This window comes from Alkalibacillus silvisoli (assembly GCF_039521975.1).
GTDB lineage: Bacteria > Bacillota > Bacilli > Bacillales > Alkalibacillaceae > Alkalibacillus > Alkalibacillus silvisoli.
On the sequence record NZ_BAAACZ010000009.1, the window covers coordinates 213,294 to 237,933 of the forward strand.

The window sequence follows — 24,640 nt, forward strand, 5'->3', positions numbered from 1 at the left end:
GCCGGTAAGCGATGCCTCGAATGCCTCCACCCAAACTTGTCAGAATTTTATCCAAACCCCAACATATATATTAGAGCCCAAAGAAAAACCTCGGATTAAGGTAGTTACTAGCCTTAATCCGAGGTGGAATGATTATTTTCTTTCATTACTTAAATGATCACGTTTTGTTTTTTGCCACAATTCCACACCAGAGTTGTATGCGGCTCTAGAAATCATGTGTCCACTGATTGGAGCTGTAATTAAAACAAATACAATACCTAAAAGAAGTTTTCCACTTACAATTCCTTGATCAAATAACAGGTATAAGAAAGCACCTAATAAAACACCAGCTACACCAAGAGTTGCGGCTTTAGTTGCAGCATGAAGTCTTGAATATACATCAGGGAATCGTAAAATGCCTAATGAACCAGAAAGGGTAAAGAACGTACCTATTAATAACAACAAACTAATGATTATGTCGATCAATGATAACACCCTTTTCTAAGAATTTCGCTATGGCGATTGTACCGATGAATAAAAGGATACCGATTAATAATACGACATCATTTAATCGATCAGTCCCTAAATTAATCGCTTGTAGACCAACTAAGGCCATCATATTAATTCCAATTGCATCTAAAGCAACTGCACGGTCAGGGTTTGTAGGACCAATTATGGTTCTAATTAATAAAATGAAGATGGAGATTGTGACACCAATGAAACTAATCCATAGAACAACCTCTAACATCTGTGCTCCGAATTCATTTAACATTTAGCGTGTCACCTCCATAATTGCTTTTTCAAAGGTTTCTTTAATCTCAGTAATGGATGCTTCAACATCAGGTAAGTCCATTGCATGGATATAAATTTTAGAGTTATCATCTGCAACAGCCACAGACAAGGTACCTGGAGTTAATGAGATTAAATTACCTAACAAAGCAATTTCCCAGCTGCTTTTCAATTCGATTGGTAAAGCAAAAATACCTGGTTCGATATCTAATTTCGGTTTATAAGCAAGTGCAACAATACTCACACTAGACAAAATTAATTCACGTAAGAAAATCATGTTAAGTTTAGCGATTCTATACAAACGAATAACATAGAAAATATCAGGTACGAATCTTCTTAAGAAGAATAGTAGTCCCATACCGATAAATAATCCAATAAAGAACGACAGGACTGTATAAGATTCACTTAAGAACATCCACATAATTGCAATTAAAACGTTAAAAATAATCTGTATGGCCATAATCACATTACTCCTTTAACACAGAACTAATGTAATCTGTTCTGTCTACTAACATATTTGCAATTGTTTCAACATGAGGGTATACGGCCTCTGCACCAACTCCTAAGAATATAGAAATACTAACTAATATTACACCAGGAATGGTTAAGTTTCGGACTCGTTTACGATCATCAGAAATATTCTCCATCAATTCTCCCCAGAATCCTCGGATGAAAATGCGCATCATTGAGAATAAGATTAGTAAGCTTGAGATTAGGGCGACGATGACAAGTAAAAATTCCTCTTGTGCTAGACCGCTACGAAGCAGTAGAATCTTGCCAATAAATCCACTAAATGGTGGTACACCCGCTAATATTAATGAAGCTATGAAGAATAACCAACCTAGTAATGGGAACTTCTGAATGACACCGCTCATCTGTCTTAAGTCTTTTGTTCCTGCTGCTACTATTAAGGCTCCAATTAAGAAGAATAATGCCCCTTTAATTACCATGTCATGCATTAAGTAATAGACAGAACCAGCAATTGCTTCTTCAGAATAAAGACCAATACCCATTAACATAAACCCAACTGCAGGGATAATGTTATACGTTATGATTAATTTGACATTGTTGGTCGATAATGCACCAATCACACCGAATAACATGGTAAACATAGCTAGGTAAATGAATATCTGGTGTGTAACGCCTGTATCATGTACGAATATAAGCGTAAACACACGTAAGATTGAATAAACACCCACTTTAGTTAATAATGCACCAAATAGTGCTGAAACAACAGCATTTGGTACGACATATGAGTTTGGTAACCAATAGTAAAGTGGGAAAATAGCTGCCTTAACAGCGAATACAAAGAATAAGACTATGGCTAAAGTTGATAAAATACCTTGTTGTTCTACAAATTCGACACGTTCTGCTAATTGTGCAAAGTTTACTGTACCTGTAACAGCATAAATAAAGGCAATTGATACAACAAACAGCATAGAAGAGAACAAGTTAAATAGAACATATTTCATAGATTCTCTTAACTGTATTTTTCCATTTCCAAGCACAATTAATCCATATGAAGCTATTAATAATACTTCAAAGAATACGAATAAGTTGAACAAATCACCTGTCATAAACGCACCAGCAACACCAGAGATCAGCAAGAAGTAAAAAGCATAGAAATAAAAGCTTTCTTGCTGTTTATCCAGTGCAGAAGGAGCATAGAAGACAGCTGCAGTACTAACGATATATGTCGTTAGCACTAATAGCATAGATAGCCCATCACCAACAATTGAGATTCCAAATGGTGCATCCCAGCCACCTGACTGTACAACAATCGTACCATTCATAAACACATGCCACGTTAATGCAGCTGTCATAATAGTTAAGAGGACAGAAGTAATCTGAGCAAACCTACGAGATATATTTAATTTTTTAGGAAAGAACGCAGCGACAACACTTGCAATTAGTGGTAGGACAATAGGTAAAAATATTAAATTATTCATGATCACTACCTCGCAATTCTTCCATATTGTCTGTCTCATTTACCGTATAAGTACGATATGCTAAGACTAATAAGAAACTAGTTACACCAAAGGCAATAACAATAGCTGTTAGTACTAATGCCTGTGGTAATGGGTCAGTATATTCCGTAACACCATCAACAACTAATGGAGGCGCACCTCGCTTTAGTTGAGCCATGGTTAGGAAGTATAAGTGTGCCCCATGTGAGACTAATACTGTACCCACTACAATTCTAAGTAATTGCTTTTGTAACAAGTTATATATGCCAGCACCGAATAAAATCGATGCTAGGCCGGTCATAATAATCTCCATTTATTTCGCCCCCTTATCTCGGCGAAGTTTAATCATCGCTATAATCGCTAAAGCTGCACCGAATAACACAGCTACTTCAAATAAAGTATCGATTCCACGGAAGTCAACTAGAATAACGTTAACCATGTTATATCCACCAGCTAATGGATCAGCATTTTCAATGAAATACTCAGAAATAGAATCGAATGCTCTGCTGTTATATGCACTAACACCAATCACCATCAATAGTAAGCCAAAACCGACTGAAATGATAATATTGATTCCTTTTGTAAATAAAGGAGTTGTCGATTTCTTTAAGTTTGGTAAGTGATAGAAACAAAGCATAAATAGTACTACAGTAACTGTTTCAACGATTAACTGTGTCAACGCTAAGTCAGGCGCACGATAAAACACGAACAGAATGGCCAAACCATACCCAACAACACCGACTATTAGAATTACAGCAATTCGGTTGTGTACAAAAATTGTTGCTATAGCAGCAATAGCCATAATTGTAGCTACGATTAATTCTTGTGTCGTGATCGGAGCAACATCTGTTACTTCAAAATTTATACCATTTGTCTTTAGTAATACACCTAAAGTAATAGCAAATATTGCTGTTAACAATAGGACCATATAAAACCTTAACGAGCCTGTCATATAAGATGTTGTGATTTTATTTGAAACCTTCTCAATCATCTCTATAAGCCAATCATATACGCGATTGAAACTTAATCGACCAGGCAAGACAGAATAAATGCCTTCCCATTTGCTTTTCGTTAAGTATAATAAAATTCCTAATACAACAACCGCAATAGACATATAGAATGCTGGGACTAATCCATGCCAGAAATATATGTCTTGATTGTTTTCAGCACCAAATACTGCATCAGCAGCATGAGTGATTAATGATTGGTTAAACACTTCAGGGAATAAACCAATTGTAATGACACCAAGAACTAAAATGAATGGTGGTAATAACATCATCTTTGGTGCTTCATGTGGCTTCTGTGGTAGTTCTTCTTCTTTATATTTACCTGTAAATGTACCAAAGAATAAGTACATTGAGTAAATAAATGTAAAGATACTACCAACAACAGCTAATATTGGAAGAGCAACCACAAATGCTTCTAAAAATGGACTTGTCGCACTATTAACTAATGTTGCATCAAAGAACATTTCTTTACTATAGAAACCGTTTAAGAATGGTAGTGGAACACCGGCCATTGAGAATGTACCAAAGATCATTAAAGTAAATGAGATTGGCATGAAAGTCATAAGGCCACCGAGTTTACGAATGTCCCTTGTACCTGTTTCATGGTCAACGATTCCTGCAACCATAAATAAGCTACCTTTAAAGGTGGCATGGTTTAAAATGTGAAAGACTGCGGCAAATAAAGCAACATCTGTTCCAAACCCTAACATAGCCATAATCATACCTAGTTGGCTAATTGTAGAATAAGCTAAAATACCTTTTAAGTCTGTTTGTCTTACAGCCATGTAAGAACCCCATACTAATGTCACGATACCAAATAAACTTAATATGAAGAAAAAGTTCGGATCACCAGCAAAAATCGGTGAGAAACGAGCCATTAGGTAAATACCCGCTTTAACCATTGTTGCTGAGTGTAGGTAAGCACTAACTGGTGTAGGTGCTTCCATTGCATCTGGTAACCAAATATGAAACGGGAATTGAGCTGATTTCGTGAAAGCACCAAGTAATAAGAATGTTAATATGAATGGGAAATAATGGCTATCTACAATAACATCCGCTTGTCCAACCATTTCACGAATACTTGTTGTTCCTGTCACAATAGTTAAAAGTAATATACCAGCAAGTAAGCTAAAACCACCCAAAATGGTGATTAACATTGATTTTAAAGCCCCGTACCGTGAACGTTCACGGTAATGCCAATAACCAATTAATAAAAATGAAGAAATTGATGTGAACTCCCAAAACGCATATAACGCAAATACGTTATCTGAAAGAACAACACCTAACATAGCGGTCATGAAAATATAAAGATATGTGTAAAAATGGCCTAATTGCTCTTTATGATTTAAATAGTAAATGGAATATAGAACAACTAATGTACCAATACCGCTAATAAGTAATGCGAAAAGTAAGCTTAACCCATCTAGATAAAACGACAGTGAGATATCAAGCGATGGAATCCAATTTACTGATTGCATGTGTGGTTCAAAATTAGGACCCACGTGTAGCAAAAAGTAAAGGAATATAGCAAACGGTACAGGTAGAATAAGCCAACCTGTATGTACTTTTTCCTTCCATCGACTTAAGAAAGGGATAAGTACCGCAAATATTAATGGGGCAAAAACTGCATAGATCATACCTGTTTCATCCTTTCGAAAAATCTAAGCCGCAATAAATACAGTAACATTATAACGATAATTTAGCTCTTTTGAAAAGAAAAACTCTGTGAACATTGAGCAAAAAAAAGAGACACTCAAGCTGAGTGCCAAATCATTATATATAGGAAGAAACTCTTGTCAAGATGACTCTTTTAGTTGGTCAATTAAATTTCTTTTTTTTAATTCTTTTTTTATGAGGTGGATGAAGTCATGATTTAAATCCAACTTTTTAGCTTTATAATAAGAATCAATTAGCAATTGGTCAGATAAGGTTTCCATAATAGATCGGCCGTATTGGCTCGCACCTCCTATGCGTTCGCTTTCGATTGATTACATAATACCACTCATTTTATCTAGCCTCAAATCCACAAAGTTGTGTGTAAGTTGTGAATAAAGTGTTGATATATGTTGAATAAAAGGATGTATAAGTTGTTATATCGCTGTGGATATTGTGTATAAAGTTATCCACAAGCAAGAAAAATGAAAGTATTTGTCGAACGAAACTGAAGTTCTTTTGGTATATTTACACTTCTCGACACATACTTATAAAATTTGTAAAACTTTAATATGATCCTAAATGACTTTGAAAGGTGACGAGTTTTTGTATATGATGTAAAATTAGTGAGAGTAAAGAAGTTAGAGGTGAAGTCGTTGTTAAATAAGTTTTTACCAAATGAGCACGTTCAAACAGTTCAAGAAATAACTCCTAAACAGTTAAAGGACAAAGGTATTAAAGGTGTTATTACGGATTTAGATAACACGTTAGTAGCATGGGATCAGCCTCAGGCTACTCCTGAAATTAAACAATGGTTTCAAAGTTTAGAAGATGAAGGCATTCAAGTGACGATTATGTCAAATAATAGTGAAGAACGAGTTTCTAAATTTAGTGAACCGCTAGACATATCGTTTATATCTAAAGCTAGAAAACCTTTAACACGAGCCTTTCAGAAAGCTAAGTCGGAATTAAGATTAAATGAAGATGAAGTTGTTGTTGTCGGCGATCAATTGTTAACTGATGTATTAGGAGGGAACCGCTCAGGGTTTCATACTGTATTAGTTGTACCAGTAGTAGAAACAGATGGGTTCTTTACCCGGTTTAATCGAATGATTGAAAGAAGAATATTTAATTATTTTAGGAAAAAAGGAAAGCTACATTGGGAGGAATAGCATGGAACAAATTAATTGCCAAGGTTGTGGGGTTTTAATTCAAACACATAGTGAAAGTGAAATAGGGTATGCCCCTCCTTCCGCATTAGAAAGAGAAGATGTCATTTGTAAGCGTTGTTTTCGTTTGAAAAATTACAATGAAGTACAAGATGTCGATTTAACAGAAGATGACTTTTTAAGTATGTTACATGAGATCGGTGATAAAGACGGGTTAGTTGTCAATATTGTTGATTTATTTGATGTACATGGCAGTTTTGTAAGAGGCTTAAATCGTCTAGTAGGAAATAATGAAGTTGTAATAGTAGGCAACAAGGTTGACCTATTACCGCAATCGATCAATTTAAATAAAGTGAAAAATTGGTTGAAGCGTGTGGCTAAAGAGTTTGGTCTGAAAGTAAAAGATGTCTATCTTGTTAGCTCAGTTAAGGGAACTAATATGGAAGAAACGGCTTTTGAACTTGAGCGTTTGAGAAAGGGTAAGGATGTTTTTGTTGTAGGATGTACGAATGTCGGAAAATCAACATTTATTAACTTTTTAATCAACCGTTCAATCGAACAAGAACAAGTGATTACTACGTCTTATTTTCCAGGGACTACGTTAGGGTTTATTGATATCCCATTAGATGATGAGTCATCAATGATTGATACACCAGGAATTATTAATGATCATCAAATGGCACATTATTTGTCTAAAAAAGACTTAAAAACAGTTACCCCTAAAAAAGAAGTTAAGCCTAAAGTTTTTCAATTAGAAAAAGACCAGACCTTGTTTATGGGAGGTCTTGCAAGGTTAGACATTGATAAAGTGGATTATCAAAAAGGGTTTATTTGTTACTTTTCAAATGATATTAATATTCACCGAACTAAAACTGACAAAGCGGACTTGTTGTATGATCAACACTTAGGTGAGCTCTTATCACCACCAACAGATGAAACAATTGAAACGATTTCTGAACTAGAAGGACAAACTTTTCAATTAGACAGTCATCAAAAGCAAGATATTGTATTTTCAGGACTAGGATGGATCACAGTTCCGAAAGGGCAAACGACAGTTACAGCTTATGCACCAAAAGGGGTTAGAGTATTAGTGCGTGATGCTATTATTTAAAGGGGAAAAGTTATGTATCAATTAGGATTAATTGGAAATCCGGTCAGTCATTCTAAATCACCTGATCTTCATCATAACTTTTTAAATCGTGCAGGACTTAAAGGGTCTTATGAGTTGGTCCATGTTGAAGAAGATGAGTTACAAGAAAAAGTAGAAGAGTTAGTCAATCAAGGTTTTTCAGGTTTTAATGTTACGGTACCCTACAAGGAAAAGGTGCTAAATTTATTAGACAGCCTTGAGGAGTCGGCAGAACTAATGGGTTCTGTTAATACCGTAAAAATAGAAAATGGCAAATTAGTCGGTTATAATACTGATGGGAAAGGTTATGTACGTTCGTTAATAGAAAGCTACCCTGACTTTCTTAATCAGTCTAAACACAAGCGTGTCTTACTAATCGGGGCAGGTGGAGCAGCGAAAGGTATCGCTCATCAATTAAATCAATACTTATTCCATGACTTAATGGTTACTAACAGAAGCTATGATAAGGCAGAAGCTTTATCTCATAATTTTGCTCAATTTAGACCGATGTTACTTGAAGATATAAGTGTGATGAAAGGACAATTTGATTTAATCATAAATACAACAACGGTAGGGATGTATCCAAGTGAAAGTGAACAAATTATTTCACTAGAAGGAGTAGGCCCAAGCTGTATTGTTAGTGATATTGTTTATAAGCCTAAGTGGACAGCATTATTAAAAGATGCTAAATATAGAGGCTGCCAATTACTTTTTGGTGAATCTATGTTATATTATCAAGCGTTGAATTCGTTTGAAATTTGGACAAACCGTCAACTTAATTTTAATCTTATGAACTAGGAGGAACTTCTTTTGTTAACTGGTAAACAAAAACGTTATTTAAGGAAAGAAGCACATCATTTAAATCCAATTTTTCAAGTTGGTAAAAGTGGAATTAACAAAAACATGCTCGATCAACTTGATGAAACACTTGAAAAAAGAGAGTTAATTAAGGTAAGTGTTTTACAAAATAATTTTGAAGATAAAAATGACTTAGCAGAACAAATAGCTAAAGGAACAGATGCTTATATTGTTCAAATTATTGGTAATATAATTGTTTTATACCGCGAGTCATTAGAAGATAAACAAATTGACTTGCCGTAGAGGATGATCATATGAAAAAAATCGGTTTGTTTGGAGGAACCTTTGATCCACCTCATATCGGGCATTTGTCAATTTGCCATACGGTTTTAGATAATTTAAAGTTAGATGAAATATGGTTAATTCCGACTTATCAGCCACCTCATAAAAAAGGAGCAAATGAAACGTTTACTCATCGCTTAAACATGTTAAAACGGTTAACCAATGCAAATCAAATTAAAGTTTCGACGATCGAGAGTGAACGAAAAGGCTTATCTTATACTATTGACACCGTTAGACTGTTGAAAGAACAGTTTCCACAAGATGAATTTTATTTTATTATTGGTGGTGATATGGTGGACTTTTTACCTAAGTGGTACGCCATTAATGAATTGAAAAAAATCATACAATTTGTAGGGGTTGCTCGAGCAGGCTCTCACTTTAGTGATGAATCGGTCATCAAAGTGGAAATGGAAGAAGTTAATATTTCTTCTACCCATATTCGAAATCAAATTAAAGCGGGAGAAAAACCTCAAGGGCTACCAACGCGTGTTTTTAAGTATATAAAGGAGCATGACTTATATGCAAATTGATTTTGCTTTACTAAAATCTAAAGAAGTTCTCCCAACCAAGCGGTATGAACATGTTGAAAGAGTAACCCATACAGCGTTAGATTTGGCTAAAAACTTTCAGGCTAATGAACATGGTGTTGGCTTAGCCGCTGCTTTACATGATTATGCTAAACATATGGACCGAGGGCTTTTAAAACATTGGATTGAGTCATCGGTCGATTTGCCAAAGGATTTATTAAATTACCATCATGAGCTATGGCACGGCCCTGTTGGAGCTAAGATGGTGGAGAAATGGTTTAGGTTAGAGCAACCTGATATATTAAATGCAATCCGGTGGCATACTACTGGAAGAGCAAATATGGGGCTAGTTGAAAAGATTGTGTTTTTAGCAGATTATATCGAGCCTAATCGACAATTTGAAGCTGTTTATGAAGCGCGTGAATTAGCTCAAACCGATCTAAACCGCGCTTGCCATTATGCTCTAAAACAGTCTATTTTATTTTTAATGGAAAAGAGACAGCCAATCTACCCAGATACATTTCATGCATATAATGAATTAACAAATGTTTTAAAAAATAATGGAGGTAACTAGTACATGAATAGTCTTGAATTATTACAACTTACTGCAAAAGCTTGTGATGATAAACGTGCAGAAGAATTAGTTGCTTTAGATATGAAAGAACTTTCTTTAATAGCTGATTATTTTCTGATTTGCCATGGTTCAAATGAGCGTCAAGTAGATGCCATTAGTAAAGGAATCAAAGAAGCTGTAGAGGAAAAAGGTGTTGAAGTGAAAAAGATTGAAGGTAAAGAGGGGGCGCGATGGGTTTTAGTAGATTTAGATGACGTCGTTGTACACATCTTCCATAAAGAGGAAAGAAGTTATTACAACTTAGAGAAGCTTTGGGGCGATGCTGAAAAAGTCTCATTATCAGTATAGGATTACGTATGTATACGCGAATGGCTCAAGTCTACGATCAACTGATGCAAGACGCTCCTTATGAAAAGTGGGTTGATTTTACTATAAGTGCTTTAAATCAATTTGGAAATGATCGAAGTCTAAACGTATTAGACGTAGGGTGTGGGACAGGTGAAATATCCGTTAGATTAGCACAAAGCGGCTTAAAGGTAACGGCTTTCGATCAATCTCAAGATATGATTGACCTTGCAGCGGTAAAGGCAAAAAAGGCGGATCAAAATATCCATTTCTTTCAAAGTGATGCGAGAGCGTTTACTGTTAATGATTATTATGATGTTGTCGTGAGTTATTGTGATGTATTAAATTATTTGACTGAAGAGAATGAACTTATTGACGTGTTTACTCACATTTACAATAGCTTATTGGATGATGGTTTATTTGTTTTTGATGTGCACAGTCAACATTATCTAAACTTCTTAGCTGAATCTGAAATTTTCTCAGAAGTTAGAGATGAAATTACTTATATATGGTTTTGTGAACAAACTGAACGTGCTTTTGAAGTGGAACATGACTTAACCTTTTTTGTTCAAGATGAAAATCTACAATACACTCGCTTTGACGAACGACATAAACAACGTGCTTTTACAGTTGATGTTTATAACGATTTACTGAAGAGTGCGGGTTTTACGAATATTTTAATAACAGAAGACTTTACCTTTCAACCTTACACCGAAGAATCTGACCGATTGTTTTTTATATGTAAAAAGACATGACTATATGTAAAAAAGCAACCAAGTGTGAACATGTCCTCACCTTTTTGGTTGCTTTTTTGACTATTTTTATTAAAATATTAATTAGAATTAATTTTTTGTCTTTAACTCGTTAACCAATTCATCTGCATGGTTTTGCTCATTGTAAAACTTCTCATGAGTTTTTTTAAAAACTTCATTAAAACCATCGGGTACACATAATTCTAATGCTTTCATACCCTCTCCGGTGATACCACCTTTAACCATAACTTTTTCTTTTAATGAATTTAAATCATAAATTCCTTCTTCGAGTAACTTACCATATCCAATCATCATAGTTTCAACTAACTGTGTTGCCGTCTTTTCATCCACTCCTGTCTGTTCTTGTGCACCTTTAATTAAAGTTTGTAATAAATAACTAATAAATGCAGGGCCACAAGATACTAAATCTGATGAAACACGAACGTATTGTTCATCCACTTCAACAGGATCTGAGAATAGTTTACACGTTTGTGTTAACATTTGCTTCATCTCTTCAGTTATAGAAGAGCTAAAAGTCAGTAACGTGGTTCCATGAAGTACTCGATTCGTTATACTTGGAATCATTCTGGCGGTTTGACAACCTAGTAATTGCTGTAAGTGATCTACTGAGATTGAACTAGTGATTGAAATGACTAACTGTTTATCATTTAATTGTCCATTTAAACGGTGGGCAATTGAGATAATTTCTTTTGGCTTTGTACATAAAAATATGACATCACAAGTCTCAGCCATCGCATCAACTGTTTGAAGAACGTGTAATCCAGGGTGATCTTCTTTAAGTTGATAAGCTTTTAAAAAAGTACGGTTATTGACATAAATATTACGATCATCTACTGCATTACTTTCAATTAATGCGTTCAAAATGACTGTACCCATATTTCCTGTTCCGATAATTCCCCAATTCATATGGATCCTCCTTTAAAACGAACTTACCCTCATTTATATGAAAGAAGGTCGAAAACATGTTAATTCCAAAAAAGTGGATTATAGTTGTTATTATCATTTTTATGATAGTGATGGTTGTTATATTACAATCGAATCAACAAGATAAAGTGACTGATTATTTGAACGGTATAGAATCAGAAGCGTTAATGGAACCAGATCAAAATTTAGAAATGTTGGAATTCGAATTAGAAGAGGAAGAAGAAGTGGTGTGGGCTGTTGATGTAAAAGGTGAAGTGAAAGAAACAGGTGTGATTAGTGTCGAAGCTGGTAAGCGCGTAGTTGATGTTATTGAATTAGCTGGAGGATTTACTGAAGATGCTGATACAAATCATGTTAATTTAGCAGAATTAGTTTATGACGAAATGGTTATATATGTACCAAATCTGAAAGAGGGTGAAAGTGTGCCTCATTCCAATTTAGAAGCTAATAATCAAATAAGAGTTAATAGCGCAACGATTGATGAGTTAACATCATTACCTGGTATTGGGGAACAAAGAGCGAAAACGATTATAGATTACCGTGAAGAACATGGCCCTTTCTCAAATGTAGAGGATTTATTGAATATAAGTGGTATTGGTGAGAAGACTTTAGAGAATTTTAAAGATGATGTTGTTATTCCTTAAATCAATTATTTACGTTTTAGCAATCGTTATATAAAATGAATAATAATAAAGGGGGAATTAATTATGGAACGAATATCTTGGGATCAATACTTTATTTCACAAAGCCAGTTGCTTGCACTTAGAAGTACGTGCGAAAGGTTAGCTGTTGGTGCAACTATTGTTAGGGATAAACGTGTCATTGCTGGTGGTTATAATGGTAGCCCCTCAGGTAGTGTTCATTGTATCGATGATGGGTGTAAGGTAGTTGACGGGCACTGTGTTCGTACCATTCACGCGGAAGTTAATGCGATTTTACAGTGTGCGAAATTTGGTGTGGCTACTGAGGGTGCAGAGATGTATGTGACTCACTTCCCTTGTCTTAACTGCTGTAAGACGATCATCCAAAGTGGCATTAAGAAAATTTATTATGCTAATGATTATAAAAATAGTCCGTATGCGATAGAATTGCTACAAGAAGCAGGTGTTCAATTCGAAAGGGTAGAAATTGATTATCTACATATCGATACAAACACGAAGGAAAAACTATATTTTATTACATCATTAATTGAAAAGTTAGAAGCAAATGGAGCAGATGAAGAAGAATTAAGAGAACTTAGAATTAAAGCTAATCAATTATTTACGTTTGCTGACTAAGAACATGCGTGGAAAACTATATATACTCGTTTTCTTTTACCTCATAGGATATTTGCCAACAGAAATAAGCTTAGTGTTATTTGGAGTGCTACTATACCTTTTCTCTAACATTTTAAAATACAGTCGATTGCTGTTGGCATTTTCTTTCCTGTTCTTCTTAATCTCTTCCTTTCATTCTCCAAAAACTGATGAACTTCTAACTATTGAACATAATGAACCATATGAAGGAGAGATAACCGTTGTCTCTGACCTTCAAAAAACATCATATTACAACCAATACGTATTCGAATTAAATAATAACAAGCGAATTCAAGCTCGCTTTACTCAAGAATTCCCTTTAGATTATGGTGCTGTATGTCATTTCAATGGTGAGTTAACACCTCCAAACGGACCGAGTAACCCCGGTCAATTTGATTATCCGAACTTCTTAGAGAAGCAAGGGATGATCGCACTTACCAATGACCCTAAAATCTCAAATTGCCATTCAAAGTCTTACCTATCTTATTTATACAACCTACGCACAAAGTTAATCAATTACGTTGAAGCAACATATGAAGAAGAAACTGTCGCCTGGCTTAAAGCTTTACTCTTTGGTGATCGCTCTGAACTCCATGATGAAGTTGTTGAGGCATTTCAGTTTTGGAACATTTCACATTTATTAGCGATCTCAGGATTGCATGTAGCGTTTTTTATCGGTTTTGTTTACGTGGTATTACATTTTATCTTTAGACTTCCAAATGAATATATAAAGTGGTGCCTCTTAGTGATTATCCCTATTTATATATTTGTTGCTGGAGCAAACCCACCTGTTTTAAGAGCAGGATTGATGGCGGTTTTAATACTTATATTTTCTATGATTCAAAGAAGGGTAGATACTACAGATGTTATTTCCGTTGTGTTAATTTTAATCTTGTGGTTTGATCCGTTTTTAATTTATCAATTAGCTTTCCAATTTTCTTTTGTCGTCACATTATCTTTAATTCTTTCTAAGCATTTATTATTCCAAGACCATTGGATCCTCATATCATTAAAGGTCAGTATTATTAGTCAACTCGCTATATTGCCTCTCCAATTTGACCATTTTTATTTTACGAATGTTTTATCATTTTTAGCTAATTTAATTTTTGTTCCATATTATACCTTTTTCGTAATCCCTGTTAGTTTAGTTTTATTAATTTTTATTTGGTTCCCACCGTACTTTAATCAAATGGTTGAGTCAGCATATTTAATTGTTCAAGAACAAGTCCACTCTTTTGTCGTTAAATTAGATGAGCCCTTTATTGCAGCTTGGGTTGTTGGAGATGTTCACTTAATAACTGTTGTAGCTTTTTACTTTCTATTTATTTTAATGATGCGCACTTGGGATTTAGGTAAATTAAAAGTAGCGGCGATATGTGGATGTTTAGCTATTAGTGTATTTTTTGTTGAACAGTTTGCGCCTTATTTCGATCAAACATTTAAAATGACAGTATTAGATGTTGGACAAGCAGAATCCCTTGTAGTTGAACTACCTAAACGTGAAGCGGTATTTGTCATTGATGTTGGCGAACAATTATCGTATCCATTCGGTGAAGAGGATCACAGAAATTATCATAACGTTATAAAACCTTATCTTTGGTCTAATGGTATTAGTCAAGTGGATGCTTTATTTATTAGCCATTTTGATTATGATCACGTAGCTTCTGCTCAATTACTGGTGAATGATTTCAGGCCTTCTTATATTTTCTCCCATCCTTATATTGAAGACCAAACGTATTTAGATGAATCAAGTATGGAAAAGTTTATCCCTTTGTATGAAGGTGTTTCCTTCAATTTGAGTGGAGCTCAATTTTATGTGTTGGCGCCTGAAGGTACCGAACAGGAATCAAGTAATAGTGAGAATGAATTGTCAAATGTGTTTATTTTAGAAGTTGAAGGATACCAAGCGCTATTTACAGGAGATATGTATGAATCAGCTGAACATAAACTAATTGAAAAGTTTGATTTGAGTGGGGTTGAGTTTCTTAAAGTAGCGCACCACGGAAGCGAGACATCAACTCATGAACAATTTTTAAAAGCTATTGACCCAAATACTGCGGTCATTTCAGTGGGCAGGAATAATCGTTATAACCATCCAGATTCAGATGTTTATGAACGTCTGATCAGTGAAGGAATTGAAGTGTTTAGAACAGATGAAAATGGAGCCATTATCATTAAAATAAGAAATGGACAAAGTACAATTTCCCCTTTTATCCCATAATATAAAATACAAAAAGGGACTAAATAGTTAGCCCCTTTTAGCAAATGACACGAACATTACACCTAATCAATTAATTAACGAATAAAGTGAAAATCGTACCAATCGCAAAGATTAAAAAGAAGAAAATGAACGAGAAGCCAAATCCTTTGATGGAATCGACTACATCATTATTCTTGGACTGTACATCCTGTTCGAAATCGTTCACAACCATCCCTCCTAAATCACTAATCAGTATAAGCGATTCATTCAAAAAAATCTATAATTTTTGATGAATGTCAAAAAATCTTAGAAAACCACGAGCAATTTAATTGTAAAGACTTAACAGCCATAAACAATTGGTTAATACACACAATAAGTATAACACCAAACGTCGCTAAAGACAAAGCTTCCCGGGGATTTGTTTTTAGCGTTTATATAGATATCTGGGAGGAGTCATAATGGCTCCTCTCTTTAATATGGTACTGTCAAGCAATTAAACGCCATAACGCTATGAAATACCTTTTCATCTTGTGATTTTTATAAAATCAGTATACGATAAAACAAGAAGGAGGGTCATTCATGCAGGCACAGCAGTTTCTAGAACAAAAACGAATTAAGGTCGCACCTATTTATTTATTATTTGGTGAAGAACCATATTTTATACAAAAAGTAAAAGAACGGATTTTGAATGCTGTTAATGAACAAAAAGATAATCAATATGATCTACAAAGTTATGACATGGAGTCTGTAGTTGTTCAAGAAGCTATCCACGATGCAGAAACTTTCCCATTTTTTAGTGAGCATAAAGTGATCGTAGTGAATCGTGCGAGCTTTTTAACGGGACAAACTAAAAATGAAAATATCGAACATCATTTGGAATCACTACAAGACTATATTGAACAACCAGTTGAATTTACAACATTAATTATTGTAGCCCCTTATGAAAAGCTTGATCAAAGAAAAAAAATAGTTAAATCGATAAAAGGAAACAGTGTAGAAATTGACTGCTCTTCGCCAAATGTTTATGACATGAACCAAATGGTTAAAAATATGGCGAGTTCAATGGAAATAAAATTACCGAATGAAGTGGTAGACATTTTAACAGAACGAGTTGGCGATCACCTAGAAGCTTTACAAAAAGAATTACAGAAATTAGCTCTATATTTTGGTGAAGAGCCCATTACAATTGAGGAATCTGAGCAATTAATTAGTACATATGCTGAAACGAGTACATTTACGTTAATTGATGCTTTAGTCCAAAATGATTTAGGGAAAGCTTTAAATATATTAAAAGAGCTAAAAAAACAAAACGAGGAGCCGATCGCTTTATTAGCTTTGGTGGCTTCACAGTTAAGGTTAATATTGCAATGCAAGCTGTTAAAAAAGAAAGGTTACCACCAACAACAAATGACAAAGCAAATAAAGGCGCATGCTTATGCAGTTAAAATGGCACTTAAAAAAGAACGTTACTTTTCTGAGGAAGCATTAAAGCAAATGATTATTGAAGCTGCAAATACAGATGAGCATTTAAAAACTGGTAAAATGGATAAATGGTTAGCTTTAGAGATGTATTTACAATCGATTGCCTCTAATTTGAGTACAACAGTTAATCAAGGAGTATAAGTATAGTTTCTTCGACAACATTAAACTTTCTATAAAAAACGTTCGCTTACGTGTGGTAAGCGAACGTTTTTTATGTCATATCATTTAGTTAGCGATTTGATTTACCTTAGTCATTAGGCTGCTCTTCTTACGATCACCATTATTTTTCTGAAGGATTCCGCGTTGAACAGCTTTATCAATTTTGCTAACTGCTGTTTTAAGTTGGTCTTGAGCAGAAGTTACATCATTTTGTTTAACTGCTGCCTCAACACTCTTAATTGCACTACGCATATCTGAACGCACGACTTGGTTACGCTCACGCTTTTCTTGGTTTACACGAATACGTTTAACACCTTGTGGGTTGTTTGCCATTTCCTTTCACCTCCTGATGAATCTGTCCGTTCCAATAGTTCGATTTAATCTTGGACAAAAGTCATTTTATCAAAGCATCGGTAAGTTTTCAATAGTTTGGTGTCAAGAAGCAGTGCTTGTCGTTTAAATTATAACAGATTGGTAATGCTATTTTTAGATAGGAGGTATAAAAATGGCAGAGAAACCAATTCAACCACGTACGGACCTAGCGGTAGAGGCTAGAGAAATGTTTATAGAAAGAAACCCGGATAAGAAAGAAGAATTAGATGGCATTATTATTAAGGAATATGAAGAAGATGATCTTAAGCTAACTCGTGTAAAAATTGATGAGGAAGGAAGTGAAAGGGTAGGGAAAAATCCCGGTCACTATATCACGATTGAATCACAATATTTGCGTGATTTAGATTACAAATTCGAAAAGAAAATGGCCACTATTTTAGGAGCCGAAATCGAACGATTAATTCAATTACATGATATCCACCCAGACTCAAATTGCTTAATGGTTGGCTTAGGAAATGATTATGTCACACCTGATGCTTTAGGCCCGCAAGCAATAAAAAAGACTTATATTACACAACATTTATTTAAACTACAGCCAGAAACAGTGGATAAAGGTTTTAGGCCAGTTTCAGCTTTCACACCAAGTGTTATGGGCTTAACTGGTATTGAGACAAGCGACTTAATTTTCGGTGTTGTAAAAGAAACTGAGCCAGACTTCATTGTAGTCATTGATGCACTAGCTGCAAGGTCAGTTGATCGTGTTAATACAACTGTTCAACTTTCTGATACAGGGATTCATCCAGGTTCTGGAGTTGGAAATGACCGGAAAGAAGTAAGCGAAAAAACTTTAGGCGTACCAGTGTTTTCGATTGGGATCCCTACTGTTGTCGATGCTGTGACAATAACAAGTGATACTATTGACTATATTTTAAAGCACTTTGGTAGGGAGATGAGAGAAGGAGACCAACCAAGTAGAGCTTTAACTCCTGCAGGGATGACTTTAGGTCCAAGAGTAGAGTTAACAGATAAAGATTTACCTGATGATGAAGCGAAAGAAAAATATTTAGGGGTTGTGGGTTCATTATCAGAAGAAGAAAAAAGACAGCTCATTAAAGAAGTTTTAAGTCCAATTGGTCATAATTTAATGGTAACCCCTAAAGAAGTAGATGATGTTATAGATCACATGAGTAAATTAGTCGCATCTGGTTTGAACCAAGGGTTACATTCTCAAATTAAACAAGAAAATGCTAGAGATTTTCTGACTTAATTAGTTCTACCTTTTCAACTAGCTGAATAAAGTTTTAATAGAACTTTAATAGAAGGGTTGAAAAGGTTATATGAAAAATCGTGTCAATTTCAATCGTAACAGTATGAACCAGTTAAAACGTAATCCATTTGTTATGTTTATCATTCTTTTTTTGTGTGTTTTAATGCTAATCCCTTTATTCTCCAAAAACTTCTCAGAAGCATCAACGAACATTCTTCAAGGTTGGGTGAATGAAATCGATGGTGCTTCTTTTTCTTATCTAATGTCGATTGACCAACCCATCATGACAGGTGTGTTGGATGAACAAGAAGAGCCATTGACATTTTCAAGTGTTATTTTACCAGCTATTACAGACTTACCGTATCAAGATTTAAGAATGTTGTTTGGACATGAATTACCAAACTTTCCAGGTATGGATAATACGATTGTTATTGCTGGAAGTGGAACGAATTATTTCACTACTTCAATTGAATCTGCACCTCCTGAGGAGTTATTTGAAATTGAAAAAGAAGTTGAAGAAAGTGAAGAGCGACAACAGGAAGATTATGAAAATCAATCCGTTTTCATTTATAACGCTCATAATCGTGAAGGCTATTTACCTTATATGGAAGAAGGCACGAGTGCTAATGAAGCCTTCAATCATAAAGATAATGTAGTTGACCTTAGCTTATATTTACAAGATTTGCTAAATGAACATAGTATTGAATCGCATGTAGATCAAACCGATCATTACCAAATTCTCCAACAAGAAGATCTCCCTTATGCAGAATCTTATAATGTAGCAAGGAATGTATTGAAAGAGACGATGGAAGAAAATGATGACATTGAGTATTTCATAGATATTCATAGAGATGCACAACCACATCATATTACAACCACAACAATAGATGGTGAATCTGTAGCTAAGTTAATGTTTGTAGTTGGCGGAGATCAAGATGATTATGAAGCGAATTTAGAGTTTGCTGCTGAACTTCATCAAATGCTTGAAGAGCGTTACCCGACGTTAAGTAGAGGTGTTCAAGTAAGTCAAGGATCAGGTACAAATGGTGTCTTTAACCAAGATTTATCCGACAACAAGATATTACTTGAAGCAGGTGGAGTTGATAATAACTTTGATGAGTTAAATCGCAGTCTTGAAATGTTTGCAGAAGTATTTGCTGATTATTATCGAAATGAACAAAGTCAAGAGTCCGAATAAGAAAGGAGTTCGAGCTTATGAGGTTAATTGGGTGGGCAGTTGTGATCTTTATCATTTTTCAATTAGGTGTTGAATTTGGTCAAACAGAGGAAACGGTTGATGTCATTCATCAAGAAGAACAATTAGAAGAACAAGAAGCGGACTCCTTTTTAGAAAGGCATGAGCGTGTGATTCAAAACGAGGAATTAAGCGAGAACCAAACAGGCTTATATTCTGTAGCATCGTTAATTGAAACTTATGTGAAACAAATTTTCACTTTCTTATTTCACATTTTCCACCGCCTAGCGGCCACATTTGGACTCTAGTTATAAGTATTGATTGACAAAACTAGATACCGACAATTGAATAAAATGCTCGGTATTGCTATAATCGAGCTAGCGAATGGACGTGACAGGAGTGGTGAATTTTGACTAATAAAAGACAACAATACATTCGAAATTTCTCGATTATAGCTCATATCGACCATGGTAAGTCGACTTTAGCTGATCGTATTTTAGAAAAGACAAAAGCATTAACAAACCGTGAGATGAAAGAGCAGTATTTAGATGCAATGGACTTAGAACGCGAACGAGGCATTACAATTAAATTGAACTCAGTCCAACTAGAATATGCTGCAAGTGATGGGGAGGATTATATCTTTCACCTAATTGATACCCCAGGTCATGTTGACTTTACATATGAAGTTTCACGTAGTTTAGCAGCATGTGAAGGTGCTATTTTAGTTGTTGATGCAGCACAAGGAATAGAAGCCCAAACGTTAGCGAATGTTTATTTAGCTTTAGATAACGATTTAGAAATCATTCCAGTCATAAACAAGATTGATTTGCCGAGTGCCGATGTTGATCGTGTTAAACAAGAAATTGAAGATGTGATTGGTATTGATGGAGATGAAGCGATTCTAGCATCTGCTAAAGATGGACTTGGTATTGATGAAATTATGGAACGTATTGTAACAGATATTCCAGCACCAGAGGGTAAAGAAGAAGACCCAACGAAAGCGTTAATTTTTGACTCCCTGTACGATTCTTATCGTGGAGTGATTGCTTATACGTGTATTAAAGAAGGATCATTGAAGATTGGCGATAAGATTAAAATGATGCAAACAGATAAAGAGTTTGAAATTAATGAATTAGGTGTATTTACACCAAACCCAGTGAAGAAAAAAGAGTTATCAGTTGGGGATGTTGGCTTCTTAACGGCTTCAATTAAAAATGTAAAAGATACCCGTGTTGGTGATACGATTACACTTGCCAATCGTCCAGCTGATGGTCCTTTACCTGGTTATCGACGCTTAAATCCTATGGTTTATTGTGGTTTATTCCCGGTAAGTGCTGATGATTACAATGATTTACGTGATGCGTTAGAGCGTCTTGAATTAAACGACTCTTCACTACAGTATGAGCCTGAAACATCACAAGCATTAGGATTTGGCTTCCGTTGTGGATTTTTAGGTTTATTGCATATGGAGATTATTCAAGAAAGAATTGAACGTGAGTTTGATATAGAGCTCATTACAACAGCACCAAGTGTAATTTATGAGGTTGAGATGAATGATGGTGAGGTTATCGAAATTGAAAATCCATCTCTTATGCCTGAAACCCAACAAATTAAAGAAGTACGTGAACCATTTGTAACAGCATCAGTCATGGTCCCAAACGACTTTGTTGGTCCAGTTATGGAAATTTGTCAAAAGAAGCGCGGCGAATATGCAGATATGCAATACATGGATGAAAACCGCGTGAACATCGTTTATGACATTCCACTTTCAGAAATCGTTTATGATTTTTTTGACCAGCTTAAATCACAAACAAAAGGTTATGCTTCATTCGATTATGAATTGAAAGGGTATAAGCCGTCTGACCTTGTAAAAATGGATATCTTATTAAATAGTGAAACGATCGATGCGTTATCCTTTATTGTACACCGTGACTTCGCATTTCACCGTGGTAAACAAATTGCAGAGAAATTAAAGAATTTAATTCCTAGACAACAATTTGAAGTTCCAGTACAAGCTGCAATCGGAAATAAAATCGTTGCGCGCTCAACCATTAAAGCGATGCGTAAAAACGTTTTATCTAAATGTTATGGTGGTGACATTTCACGTAAGCGTAAGTTATTAGAAAAGCAAAAAGAAGGTAAACAACGTATGAAGATGGTAGGAAAAGTCGAAGTGCCACAAGAAGCCTTTATGTCAGTTTTAGAAATGGACGATGATCAAAACAAAAATAAATAATGCTAAAAAAGGCCGGCCGCTTTTGGTCTGGCCTTTATTATGTTTATCGTAATTGGCAGTGAAAAATATTTTATATGAGAGTAGGGATTATATGAATGCACAAGCTGTTTATATACACATTCCATTTTGTCATGAAATTTGCCATTACTGTGATTTTGCCAAAATGTATTATCATGAGGAAATCGCAGATTCATATTTAGAGTCTTTAGACAAAGAAATAGGGATGTATATTAAAAATACACGAGCGATCGTACGTACTATTTATATTGGTGGTGGTACACCAACTAGTTTAAACGAGAAGCAATTAGAGAGGTTATTTCAAATTATATCTTCTTACTTTAATATCAACGAGATAGAAGAATATACGATTGAAGCGAACCCAGGGGAATTCCAAGAAGGCCATGTACAGCTTATGGCTCAATATGGTGTGAACCGAGTTTCTTTAGGAGTTCAAGTATTAGATAACGATTATTTAACTGAGCTTAACAGAATTCACTCTGTAGAAGATGTCGATCGTTCTGTCTCAATGTTACAGAGTTATGGGTTGAATAATATTAGCATGGATTTTATTTACGCTTTACCCAATCAATCACTAGAGCATTTCCAAAGTACATTAAAACAAGCTTTATCCTATGACTTACCTCATTATTCTTCATACGCCTTGCAAATTGAGCCAAAAACGGTATTTTACATGCGTTATCAAAAAGGGAAATTATCAAAGCCTAAAGAGGAAGAAGAGGCTAAGATGTTTCATGCGTTAATTGACTTAATGGCAGCTCATGGCCTAAACCATTATGAAATTAGCAATTTCTCAAAGCCAGGTTATGAAAGTAAACATAATTTAACATATTGGGATAATGTGCCTTATTATGCTTTTGGTGCAGGTGCTCATGGTTATCTAAATGGAGAACGATACGTTAATTTACGACCTGTTAACCATTATGAAGATCAAATTAAACAAGGAGTGAAGCCTGTGCTTCATTCTGAGGAAGTACCATTAAAAGAACAAGTGGAAGAAGAAATGTTTTTAGGGTTGAGAAGACAAAGTGGTGTGTCAGACCATTTATTTAAGGAAAAGTACGGTTTTTCAATGTTTGACCTTTATAATAAAGAGATTGATTATTTACAGCAACAAGGTTGGATCAATCAGTTCGACCAAACAATCTCGTTGACTCGAGAAGGTATGTTATTTGGTAATGATGTCTTTGCTTCATTTTTAATTGATGATGATGTTTGGAATAAGAAGTTTCCAATTGACAGTCTATCTTGATTTTGATAATTTAATATTAGTATTAGCACTCAAGAGTGGTGAGTGCTAACAGGGGTGATGCACATGCTTACAGAACGTCAGGCATTAATATTACAAGTCATTATTGATGAGTTTATCGAAACAGCCCAACCAATAGGGTCAAGGAACATTGCGAAGAAAGAACACATTTCTTACAGCCCAGCTACTATTCGTAATGATATGGCCGATTTGGAAGAAGAAGGATTTTTAACGAAGACGCATAGCTCATCAGGACGAGTCCCCTCTGAAAAGGGTTATCGATTTTATGTTGACCATATTATGTCACCATTTAATCTGTCTAGTGATGAAGTGCGCCTGATTCAATCTCAATTCGATGAAAGAATGATTGAGATGGAGAAAGTTATGCAAAACTCCGCCCACATTTTGTCTGATCTTACTCAATACACCACTTTGGTTTTAGGGCCAGAAGTTTATGAGACGAAACTTAAGCAATTACAAATTGTTCCGATTAACAAACAATCAGCAATCGCAATTCTAGTAACGGATACAGGGCATGTGGAGCATCGTTCTTTCGCTGTTCCATCAACCATTGACCATTCTGATTTAGAGAAGGTCGTCAATATTTTAAATGAAAAGTTGGTTGGCGTACCGATTATTTATTTAGATCGTATGATTGAAAGTGAAGTCATCGACCTTTTAAATCGATACACATCCAATTTTCAAAAGTCTTATGATTTAATCCAGCAAGCCTTATTTAATCATCAGACATCCAGTTTATACGTGAGTGGTAAGTCGAATATTTTAATGCAACCAGAATTCAATGATATTGAGAAGGCACGTTCTTTATTTAATATTATGGAAAGTGAGGAAACAATCACTCCATTATTAAAAGCAAGCGAAGAAGGAATGCATATCTCAATAGGTCAAGAAAATGAAATTGAAGCTATGAATAACTGCACTTTAATTACAGCGACTTACTCAATTGGTGAGAATCAAATAGGTACGATTGCCTTACTAGGGCCAATACGTATGGAATATGCAAAAGCTGTATCTTTATTGGATTTATGGTCAAACAACATGAGTCAATCACTGCATAATTGGTTTAAAGACTAATATTGCGGGAAAAATGGATTATGTCTAAGTTGACTATATTCACTTGGCGAATGTATAAAATTCGTCAAGTTTCTTAACGTTTAGGTTTTGTTTTAACTCATGAAGTGGTATATTTAACAATTGGAAAAAGCAATG

At 35.0% G+C, this 24,640-nt stretch carries 28 protein-coding genes; 18 read left to right on the plus strand and 10 right to left on the minus strand.

All coding sequences use genetic code 11. The annotated features are described in order from the left end of the window. Positions 1–132 precede the first annotated feature (132 nt). From mnhG to sda, 7 genes are all read right to left on the minus strand, one after another. The gene (gene mnhG, locus ABDZ63_RS05215; protein ID WP_343782234.1) at positions 133–465 is read right to left on the minus strand and encodes a monovalent cation/H(+) antiporter subunit G; all 333 of its coding nucleotides are present in this window, start codon (positions 463–465) and stop codon (positions 133–135) included. Further along, entirely contained in the window at positions 446–751 is a 306-nt protein-coding gene (locus ABDZ63_RS05220; protein ID WP_343782235.1) for a Na(+)/H(+) antiporter subunit F1, read from the minus strand. The genes mnhG and ABDZ63_RS05220 overlap by 20 nt, the downstream gene beginning before the upstream one ends. After that, positions 752–1,228 carry a Na+/H+ antiporter subunit E gene (locus ABDZ63_RS05225; protein WP_343782237.1) on the minus strand — a complete coding sequence of 159 codons (477 nt, stop codon included), beginning with the start codon at positions 1,226–1,228 and terminating at the stop codon, positions 752–754. A 7-nt stretch (positions 1,229–1,235) separates the two neighbouring features. Then, positions 1,236–2,717 (minus strand): Na+/H+ antiporter subunit D, encoded by a 1,482-nt coding sequence (locus ABDZ63_RS05230; protein WP_343782239.1) that lies wholly within the window; start codon positions 2,715–2,717, stop codon positions 1,236–1,238. Next, the gene (locus ABDZ63_RS05235) at positions 2,710–3,048 is read right to left on the minus strand and encodes a Na(+)/H(+) antiporter subunit C (RefSeq protein ID WP_343782241.1); all 339 of its coding nucleotides are present in this window, start codon (positions 3,046–3,048) and stop codon (positions 2,710–2,712) included. The genes ABDZ63_RS05230 and ABDZ63_RS05235 overlap by 8 nt, the downstream gene beginning before the upstream one ends. Further along, positions 3,049–5,379 carry a Na+/H+ antiporter subunit A gene (locus ABDZ63_RS05240; RefSeq protein WP_343782242.1) on the minus strand — a complete coding sequence of 777 codons (2,331 nt, stop codon included), beginning with the start codon at positions 5,377–5,379 and terminating at the stop codon, positions 3,049–3,051. A gap of 159 nt (positions 5,380–5,538) precedes the next feature. Next, a complete protein-coding gene (gene sda / locus ABDZ63_RS05245; protein WP_343782244.1) occupies positions 5,539–5,679 on the minus strand; it encodes a sporulation histidine kinase inhibitor Sda in 141 nt (46 codons plus the stop codon). Between the two features lie 372 nt (positions 5,680–6,051). On the opposite strand from sda, the gene ABDZ63_RS05250 reads away from it, so the two are divergent. Genes ABDZ63_RS05250 through ABDZ63_RS05285 form a run of 8 tightly spaced genes read left to right on the plus strand, consistent with a single transcriptional unit; the run spans position 6,052 to position 11,034 of the window. Beyond that, a complete protein-coding gene (locus tag ABDZ63_RS05250) occupies positions 6,052–6,567 on the plus strand; it encodes a YqeG family HAD IIIA-type phosphatase (protein ID WP_343782646.1) in 516 nt (171 codons plus the stop codon). 1 nt (position 6,568) lies between these two features. Beyond that, a complete protein-coding gene (yqeH, locus tag ABDZ63_RS05255) occupies positions 6,569–7,675 on the plus strand; it encodes a ribosome biogenesis GTPase YqeH (protein ID WP_343782246.1) in 1,107 nt (368 codons plus the stop codon). Between the two features lie 12 nt (positions 7,676–7,687). Next, the gene (aroE, locus tag ABDZ63_RS05260) at positions 7,688–8,491 is read left to right on the plus strand and encodes a shikimate dehydrogenase (protein WP_343782247.1); all 804 of its coding nucleotides are present in this window, start codon (positions 7,688–7,690) and stop codon (positions 8,489–8,491) included. A 12-nt stretch (positions 8,492–8,503) separates the two neighbouring features. Continuing rightward, positions 8,504–8,794, plus strand: coding sequence for a ribosome assembly RNA-binding protein YhbY (gene yhbY / locus ABDZ63_RS05265; protein WP_343782249.1), 291 nt, complete (start codon positions 8,504–8,506; stop codon positions 8,792–8,794). An 11-nt stretch (positions 8,795–8,805) separates the two neighbouring features. Beyond that, on the plus strand, positions 8,806–9,363 hold the full coding sequence (locus ABDZ63_RS05270) for a nicotinate-nucleotide adenylyltransferase (RefSeq protein ID WP_343782250.1): 558 nt from the start codon (positions 8,806–8,808) through the stop codon (positions 9,361–9,363). Next, complete coding sequence (yqeK, locus tag ABDZ63_RS05275; RefSeq protein WP_343782251.1) at positions 9,344–9,934, plus strand: bis(5'-nucleosyl)-tetraphosphatase (symmetrical) YqeK; 591 nt, start codon at positions 9,344–9,346, stop codon at positions 9,932–9,934. The genes ABDZ63_RS05270 and yqeK overlap by 20 nt, the downstream gene beginning before the upstream one ends. A 3-nt stretch (positions 9,935–9,937) precedes the next feature. Then, complete coding sequence (gene rsfS / locus ABDZ63_RS05280) at positions 9,938–10,282, plus strand: ribosome silencing factor (protein ID WP_343782253.1); 345 nt, start codon at positions 9,938–9,940, stop codon at positions 10,280–10,282. A gap of 8 nt (positions 10,283–10,290) precedes the next feature. Then, a complete protein-coding gene (locus ABDZ63_RS05285) occupies positions 10,291–11,034 on the plus strand; it encodes a class I SAM-dependent DNA methyltransferase (RefSeq protein WP_343782254.1) in 744 nt (247 codons plus the stop codon). A gap of 87 nt (positions 11,035–11,121) precedes the next feature. Here ABDZ63_RS05285 and comER read toward each other — a convergent pair whose 3' ends face one another. Then, the gene (gene comER, locus ABDZ63_RS05290) at positions 11,122–11,958 is read right to left on the minus strand and encodes a late competence protein ComER (RefSeq protein ID WP_343782255.1); all 837 of its coding nucleotides are present in this window, start codon (positions 11,956–11,958) and stop codon (positions 11,122–11,124) included. A 56-nt stretch (positions 11,959–12,014) separates the two neighbouring features. Between comER and ABDZ63_RS05295 the strand changes: the two genes are divergently transcribed. From ABDZ63_RS05295 to ABDZ63_RS05305, 3 genes are all read left to right on the plus strand, one after another. Then, positions 12,015–12,620 (plus strand): helix-hairpin-helix domain-containing protein, encoded by a 606-nt coding sequence (locus tag ABDZ63_RS05295; RefSeq protein WP_343782256.1) that lies wholly within the window; start codon positions 12,015–12,017, stop codon positions 12,618–12,620. Positions 12,621–12,683: 63 nt separating this feature from the next. After that, entirely contained in the window at positions 12,684–13,253 is a 570-nt protein-coding gene (locus ABDZ63_RS05300) for a ComE operon protein 2 (RefSeq protein ID WP_343782257.1), read from the plus strand. A 52-nt stretch (positions 13,254–13,305) separates the two neighbouring features. Continuing rightward, positions 13,306–15,492 carry a DNA internalization-related competence protein ComEC/Rec2 gene (locus ABDZ63_RS05305; RefSeq protein WP_343782258.1) on the plus strand — a complete coding sequence of 729 codons (2,187 nt, stop codon included), beginning with the start codon at positions 13,306–13,308 and terminating at the stop codon, positions 15,490–15,492. A gap of 70 nt (positions 15,493–15,562) precedes the next feature. Here the strand turns inward: ABDZ63_RS05305 and ABDZ63_RS05310 are convergent, their stop codons facing one another. Next, positions 15,563–15,697: a YqzM family protein gene (locus ABDZ63_RS05310; RefSeq protein WP_343782259.1), complete on the minus strand. Its 135-nt coding sequence runs from the start codon at positions 15,695–15,697 to the stop codon at positions 15,563–15,565. A 353-nt stretch (positions 15,698–16,050) separates the two neighbouring features. Here ABDZ63_RS05310 and holA point away from each other — a divergent pair, with 353 nt between their 5' ends. After that, positions 16,051–17,094 (plus strand): DNA polymerase III subunit delta, encoded by a 1,044-nt coding sequence (gene holA / locus ABDZ63_RS05315; protein WP_343782260.1) that lies wholly within the window; start codon positions 16,051–16,053, stop codon positions 17,092–17,094. An 84-nt stretch (positions 17,095–17,178) separates the two neighbouring features. Here holA and rpsT read toward each other — a convergent pair whose 3' ends face one another. Continuing rightward, positions 17,179–17,445 carry a 30S ribosomal protein S20 gene (gene rpsT, locus ABDZ63_RS05320; RefSeq protein ID WP_343782261.1) on the minus strand — a complete coding sequence of 89 codons (267 nt, stop codon included), beginning with the start codon at positions 17,443–17,445 and terminating at the stop codon, positions 17,179–17,181. 172 nt (positions 17,446–17,617) lie between these two features. Here rpsT and gpr point away from each other — a divergent pair, with 172 nt between their 5' ends. The 6 genes from gpr to hrcA all read left to right on the plus strand — a co-directional run bounded on the left by gpr (position 17,618) and on the right by hrcA (position 24,505). Further along, positions 17,618–18,712, plus strand: coding sequence for a GPR endopeptidase (gene gpr, locus ABDZ63_RS05325; protein ID WP_343782263.1), 1,095 nt, complete (start codon positions 17,618–17,620; stop codon positions 18,710–18,712). 103 nt (positions 18,713–18,815) lie between these two features. Next, complete coding sequence (gene spoIIP / locus ABDZ63_RS05330; protein ID WP_343782264.1) at positions 18,816–19,910, plus strand: stage II sporulation protein P; 1,095 nt, start codon at positions 18,816–18,818, stop codon at positions 19,908–19,910. Between the two features lie 17 nt (positions 19,911–19,927). Next, positions 19,928–20,215, plus strand: a complete 288-nt coding sequence (locus ABDZ63_RS05335; RefSeq protein WP_343782265.1) for a hypothetical protein — start codon at positions 19,928–19,930, stop codon at positions 20,213–20,215. Between the two features lie 101 nt (positions 20,216–20,316). Beyond that, positions 20,317–22,143 (plus strand): translation elongation factor 4, encoded by a 1,827-nt coding sequence (gene lepA / locus ABDZ63_RS05340; RefSeq protein WP_343782266.1) that lies wholly within the window; start codon positions 20,317–20,319, stop codon positions 22,141–22,143. A 91-nt stretch (positions 22,144–22,234) separates the two neighbouring features. Continuing rightward, positions 22,235–23,413, plus strand: a complete 1,179-nt coding sequence (gene hemW, locus ABDZ63_RS05345; RefSeq protein ID WP_425541950.1) for a radical SAM family heme chaperone HemW — start codon at positions 22,235–22,237, stop codon at positions 23,411–23,413. 63 nt (positions 23,414–23,476) lie between these two features. Beyond that, complete coding sequence (gene hrcA, locus ABDZ63_RS05350; RefSeq protein ID WP_343782267.1) at positions 23,477–24,505, plus strand: heat-inducible transcriptional repressor HrcA; 1,029 nt, start codon at positions 23,477–23,479, stop codon at positions 24,503–24,505. Positions 24,506–24,640 lie beyond the last annotated feature (135 nt).